6 protein-coding genes are annotated in these 6,561 nt (G+C 66.0%); all 6 read left to right on the forward strand.

The features are described from left to right. Positions 1–716 (forward strand): FHA domain-containing protein (locus WB785_RS11245; RefSeq protein WP_424079175.1); only part of this gene is annotated, 716 nt, incomplete at its 5' end. A 115-nt stretch (positions 717–831) separates the two neighbouring features. Then, positions 832–1,299 (forward strand): FHA domain-containing protein FhaB/FipA, encoded by a 468-nt coding sequence (locus tag WB785_RS11250; protein ID WP_424079177.1) that lies wholly within the window; start codon positions 832–834, stop codon positions 1,297–1,299. Further along, positions 1,296–2,759 carry a PP2C family protein-serine/threonine phosphatase gene (locus WB785_RS11255; RefSeq protein ID WP_424079179.1) on the forward strand — a complete coding sequence of 488 codons (1,464 nt, stop codon included), beginning with the start codon at positions 1,296–1,298 and terminating at the stop codon, positions 2,757–2,759. Before WB785_RS11250 ends, WB785_RS11255 begins: the two co-directional genes overlap by 4 nt. Then, on the forward strand, positions 2,756–4,159 hold the full coding sequence (locus WB785_RS11260) for an FtsW/RodA/SpoVE family cell cycle protein (RefSeq protein ID WP_424079181.1): 1,404 nt from the start codon (positions 2,756–2,758) through the stop codon (positions 4,157–4,159). Before WB785_RS11255 ends, WB785_RS11260 begins: the two co-directional genes overlap by 4 nt. After that, entirely contained in the window at positions 4,156–5,634 is a 1,479-nt protein-coding gene (pbpA, locus tag WB785_RS11265) for a D,D-transpeptidase PbpA (protein ID WP_424079183.1), read from the forward strand. Before WB785_RS11260 ends, pbpA begins: the two co-directional genes overlap by 4 nt. Then, on the forward strand, positions 5,631–6,561 hold a 931-nt coding region (locus WB785_RS11270), incomplete at its 3' end, for a serine/threonine-protein kinase (protein WP_424079185.1). The genes pbpA and WB785_RS11270, both read left to right, overlap by 4 nt.

The following is a 6,561-nucleotide window of genomic DNA, read 5'->3' on the forward strand; positions in this document are numbered from 1 at the left end:
GCGGCTACCCCGACCAGGGTGGCTACCCCCAGCACGAACAGCGGCCGGCCCCCGGTTACGGCGGCGGTCAGGGTTACGACCAGGGCTACCAGCAGGGCGGCTACGGCCAGCCCGGTGGTCAGGGTTACGGCGAGTACGCCGACTATGGCCGCGGACCGGCCCGCCACGATGAGAGTGGGTACGCCGCTCCCGACCAACGGGCCCCCTACCCCGAGCAGGGCGGCGGCTACGACCAGGGCTACGCCGGTGGCCCGGGATACGGCCGGCAGGACTACGCCCCACAGCCCGAGTACGGCAGTTACGGCGAAGCCCCCGCTCCGCAATACGGCAGCGGATACGCCGAGCCCGCGGGCGGCGACTATGACTATGGCCAGCCCCAGGAGGCCGGCGGCTACGGCGGCTACAGCCAGGGCGGCTACCCGTCGTCCGGGACGGCGGTCACCTTGCAGCTCGATGACGGCAGCGGACGCACCTACCAGTTGCGCGACGGCGCCAACATCATCGGTCGCGGCCAGGACGCCCAGTTCCGGTTGCCCGACACCGGTGTGTCGCGGCGGCACTTGGAGATCCGTTGGGACGGCCACGTCGCGTTACTGTCGGACCTCAACTCCACCAACGGCACCACCGTCAACAACGCGCCGGTGCAGGAGTGGCAGTTGGCCGACGGCGACGTCATTCGGCTGGGACACTCTGAGATCGTCGTCCACATCCATTGAGCCCGTAGTCGCGAAGCTATCCAGCTTCAGCCCGCGTCGACCGCCCTCCAAGTATCGTGACGTTGCTATATCCGGGCACGCGAAGCGGGCGGCGCCAGGACGGAGGGGACGCCAGATGCAGGGACTAGTACTGCAGCTGACGCGTGCCGGGTTCTTGATGCTGTTGTGGCTGTTTATCTGGTCGGTACTGAGAATCTTGCGGACTGACATCTACGCGCCGACCGGCGCGGTCATGGTGCGACGCGGCTTGACATTGCGGGGCACCCTATTGCCGTCGCGGCACCGGGTCAACGCCGCGCGCTATCTGGTAGTGACCGAGGGGGCGTTAGTGGGCGCGCGTATCACACTGTCCGGCCAGCCGGTGTTGATCGGGCGCGCCGACGACTCCACTCTGGTGCTGACCGACGACTATGCCTCGACGCGGCACGCCCGGCTGTCTCAGCGCGGCTCGGAATGGTACGTCGAAGATCTAGGATCGACCAACGGCACATACCTCGACAGGGCGAAGGTGACGACCGCTGTACGGGTTCCCATTGGCACGCCGGTTCGTATCGGCAAGACGGTAATCGAGCTGCGCCCGTGACTTTGGTCTTGCGATATGCGGCCCGCAGCGATGTCGGCTTGGTGCGCTCCAACAACGAAGACTCGGTGTACGCCGGCGCGCGATTGCTGGCGCTGGCCGACGGCATGGGCGGCCACGCCGCCGGTGAAGTCGCCTCCCAGTTGGTAATTGCCGCGCTGGCCCACCTCGACGACGACGAACCTGGTGGCGACCTGCTCGCCAAGCTCGACTCCGCGGTACACGCCGGCAACTCCGCCATCGCCGCACAGGTCGAGATGGAACCCGACCTCGAAGGGATGGGCACCACACTCACCGCAATCCTGTTCGCAGGCAACCGTCTTGGGTTGGTGCACATCGGCGACTCGCGCGGCTATATGTTGCGCGACGGCGAGCTGACCCAGATCACCAAGGACGACACGTTCGTCCAAACATTGGTCGACGAGGGTCGGATCACCCGGGAAGAGGCCCACAGCCACCCGCAGCGATCGTTGATCATGCGGGCGTTGACCGGTCACGAGGTCGAGCCGACGCTGACCATGCGGGAAGTGCGCATCGGCGATCGCTATCTGCTGTGCTCCGACGGGCTTTCCGATCCGGTCAGCGACGAAACCATCCTGGACGCCTTGAAGATTCCCGACGTCACCGACAGCGCCGACCGGCTCATCGAATTGGCGCTGCGCGGCGGCGGCCCCGACAACGTAACCGTGGTGGTCGCCGACGTCGTCGACTACGACTACGGTCCGACCCAGCCGATCATTGCGGGCGCGGTATCCGGCGACTCCGAGTATGACCAGCTGACCCGGCCCAACACCGCAGCGGGCCGGGCGTCAGCCATCAACCCGCGCAAAAATGTGGTGAAACGCGTTCTACCGCAAGTCGATACGTTCATTCGCCCGAGGCGCTCGCGGCGGCGACTGGCAATCGGTGCGGCGCTCATCGTGCTGCTGGTGCTCGCGGGCTTAGCCATCGGTCGAACCATCATCCGCAACTACTACTACGTCGCCGCCTACAACGGCACCGTATCCATCATGCAGGGCATCCAGGTGTCCGTCCTGGGTGTGCCTCTGCATCAGCCCTATTCGCAAGGCTGCCTCAACAGCCGCAACCAGCTGTCGGTAGTCCGCTACGGCCAAGCGAGCGGTAATCGAGATTGCCAACCGATGAAGCTGTCCGACCTGGCCGAGTCGGCTCGCGCGCAAGTGGGCGCCGGACTTCCAGCGGGCACGCTCGATCAAGCCAACGCACAATTACGCAGATTGTCGACCGAGTCGCTGCTGCCGCTCTGTCCGCCGGAGCGCGCACAGTCGCCGCCGACCGCGACGCCCCCGCCCACACCCGCTACCACCCAGCCATCGCAACCCGGCGCCAGCACCCCCGCACAAATTCCGGCAACTCCCTCACCGACACCGGTCGCGCCCACTCTCACCACTCTCACTCCGCCGCCGCCCCAGCCGGGTACCGATTGCCGGAAACCGACATGACCACCCAGCCGCAGCCGCCGGTCGCGGTGACCCCTCCGCTGCCGAACCGACGCAACGCCGAGCTGCTGCTGCTGTGCTTCGCCGCCCTGATCACCGTTGCGGCCTTCGCGCTCGTGCAGGCCGACCAGGAACGCGGCCTAAACTGGCAGCTAATCACCTACGCCGCAGGGTTTTTGGCGGTGTTCGCGTGCGCTCACCTGGCCATCCGACGCTTTGCGCCGTACGCGGACCCGCTGCTGCTGCCCATAGTGGCGTTGCTCAACGGCCTGGGCGTGGTGATGATCCACCGGCTGGACATCGACGACCGCCTCAGCGGGGCCACTACCCGCGCAAACCCACAGATCCTCTGGACGCTGGTGGGAGTCGGAGCTTTTGCCTTTGTGGTGATCTGGCTGAGGGACCATCGACAGCTCGCCCGTTACGGCTACATCTGTGGGCTGACCGGACTGGTCATCCTCGCGATCCCGGCGTTGCTGCCGCGGTCGCTCTCTGAGCAGAATGGCGCCAAGATCTGGATCAGGTTGCCCGGCTTTTCGATTCAGCCCGCTGAATTCTCGAAAATCCTTCTGCTCGTTTTCTTTTCAGCGGTCCTGGTAGCAAAACGCGGTCTGTTCACCAGCGCCGGTAAGCATTTCCTGGGCATGGATCTGCCGCGTCCACGTGATCTGGCACCGTTGCTGGCGGCCTGGGTCATCTCGATCGGCGTGATGGTCTTCGAAAAGGACCTCGGGACTTCGCTGCTGCTGTACGCGTCGTTTCTGGTGGTGGTTTACCTCGCCACTCAGCGATTCAGTTGGGTGATCATCGGTTTGGCCTTGTTCGCGCTGGGAAGTGTTGCGGCGTATTTCATTTTCAGTCACGTCCAGGTTCGCGTCCAGACTTGGCTGGACCCATTCGCCGACCCGGACGGTGCCGGATATCAGATCGTGCAGTCGCTGTTCAGCTTCGCCACCGGCGGGATCTTCGGCACCGGGCTCGGCAATGGCCAGCCGGGCACCGTGCCGGCCGCGTCGACCGATTTCATCGTCGCCGCGTTCGGCGAAGAACTCGGGCTGGTCGGATTGGCCGGCCTGTTGATGCTGTACACCATCGTGATCATCCGCGGCATGCGGACCGCGATCGCCGTGCGGGACAGCTTCGGCAAGCTGTTGGCCGCAGGTCTGGCCTCGGCGCTGGCCATCCAGCTGTTCATCGTCGTCGGCGGGGTGACCAACCTCATTCCGCTGACCGGATTGACCACACCGTGGATGTCGTACGGGGGTTCGTCGCTGTTGGCCAACTACATACTGTTGGCCATCCTGGTGCGCATCTCGCATTCGGCCCGACGCCCGTTCCGCACCCCGCCGCGCAACACGTCACCGATCGCGGCAGCCAACACCGAGGTGATCGAGAAGGTATGAACGCCTCCCTGCGCCGGATCTCGGTGACCGTGATGGCGGCGATCGTGCTGTTGCTGTTGAACGCCACGTTCACGCAGGTGTTCACCGCCGACGGATTGCGGGCTGATCCTCGCAACCAACGAATTCTGCTCGACGAGTACTCCCGTCAGCGGGGTCAGATCTCCGCGAGTGGCCAGCTGCTGGCCTATTCGGTCGCCACTGACAGCCGCTACCGTTTCCTGCGCGTCTATCCCAACGCTGCGGCGTACGCCCCAGTTACCGGGTTTTATTCGTTGCGCTACTCCAGCACCGGCCTGGAGCGCGCCGAGGATCCGCTGCTCAACGGATCCGACCAGCGGTTGTTCGGTCGCCGGCTGGCCGATTTCTTCACCGGACGAGACCCGCGCGGCGGCAACGTGGACACCACCATCAACCCGCGCATCCAGCAAGCCGGGTGGGATGCGATGCAACAGGGCTGCAACGGGCCGTGCCGCGGCGCCGTCGTCGCGCTGGAACCGTCGACCGGCAAAATCCTGGCGCTGGTGTCCTCGCCGTCCTTCGACCCCAACCTGCTCGCCTCGCACAACCCCGAGGAGCAGTCGCAAACCTGGCAGCAACTTCGCGACGACCCCCATTCGCCGATGACCAACCGCGCCATCTCCGAGACCTACCCGCCCGGTTCGACGTTCAAGGTGATCACCACCGCGGCCGCGCTGCAGAACGGCGCGACCGAAGACGAGCAACTCACCGCGGCGGCCAAGATTCCACTGCCGGACAGCACCGCCACCCTGGAGAACTACGGCGACGCGCCTTGCATCAACGCGGACACCGTCTCGCTGCGTGAGGCGTTCGCTCGGTCGTGCAACACCGCGTTCGTCCAATTGGGACTGCTCACCGGCGTCGATGCGTTGCGCAGCACTGCACAGTCGTTTGGCCTTGATGTCGCGCCCGACCCCATCCCGTTGCAGGTCGCCGAATCCACCGCGGGGCCGATCCCGGACCCAGCTGCGCTGGGAATGTCGAGTATCGGCCAGAAAGACGTGGCGTTGACCCCGCTGGAGAACGCAGTGGTTGCCGCTACCATCGCCAATGCCGGTGTAACCATGCAGCCCTATCTGGTGAACAGCCTTCAGGGGCCCGATCTGGCTAACATCAGCACCACCGCGCCGCACCAAGAGCGCCGTGCAGTCTCGCCGGAGGTCGCCGCTAAGCTAACAGCGTTGATGGTCGGCGCCGAGAATGTCACACAGCAGAAAGGGGCGATCCCCGGCGTGCAGATCGCATCCAAGACTGGCACCGCTGAGCACGGCACCGACCCACGCCATACGCCACCTCACGCGTGGTACATCGCCTTCGCGCCCGCACAGAGCCCGAAGGTGGCCGTCGCGGTGCTCGTAGAGGGAACAGCGGACGGCAGTACATCCGCGACTGGCGGCGCACTCGCCGCACCGATCGGCCGGGCCGTGATCGAGGCCGCGCTGCAGGGAGGACCATGAGCCCGCGAGTAGGGGTGACGCTGTCCGGCCGCTACCGGTTACAGCGCCTCATCGCCACTGGCGGCATGGGCCAGGTGTGGGAGGCGGTGGACGGGCGGCTGGGGCGGCGTGTCGCGGTCAAGGTGCTCAAGCAGGAGTTCTCCCAGGACTCGGAGTTCATCGAGCGGTTCCGTTTCGAGGCGCGCACGACCGCGATGCTCAATCACCCCGGGATTGCTGGCGTGCACGACTACGGCGAGACCGATATGAACGGCGAGGGGCGCACCGCCTACCTGGTGATGGAGTTGGTCAACGGTGAGCCGCTCAACTCGGTACTCAAGCGCACCGGCCGGCTCTCGCTGCGCCACACGCTGGACATGCTCGAGCAGACCGGGCGGGCGCTGCAGGTCGCACACGCCGCCGGCCTTGTGCATCGCGACGTCAAACCCGGCAACATCCTGATCACCCCCACCGGTCAAGTGAAGATCACCGACTTCGGTATCGCCAAAGCCGTCGACGCCGCTCCCGTGACCCAGACCGGCATGGTGATGGGCACCGCGCAATACATCGCCCCCGAACAGGCGCTCGGTCACGACGCCTCTCCGGCCAGCGATGTCTACTCACTGGGAGTCGTTGGCTACGAAGCGGTTTCGGGTAAGCGACCGTTCACCGGTGACGGCGCGTTGACGGTGGCGATGAAGCACATCAAAGAGCCGCCGCCGCCGTTGCCGGCTGACCTGCCGCCCAATGTGCGCGAGCTCATCGAGATGACCCTGGTCAAAAACCCCGGCATGCGCTACCGCAGCGGGGGACCGTTCGCCGATGCTGTCGCCGCTGTCCGCGCCGGCCGTCGGCCGCCACGACCCAGTCAGGCAGCACCCGTCGGACGCGCTACCCCGGCCGCCATTCCGTCGGGCGCGCAAGCGCGGGCGGCGGCCACCCCCACCG

The sequence above is a fragment of the Mycobacterium sp. genome (assembly GCF_049585075.1).
In the GTDB taxonomy this organism is placed as follows: domain Bacteria; phylum Actinomycetota; class Actinomycetes; order Mycobacteriales; family Mycobacteriaceae; genus Mycobacterium.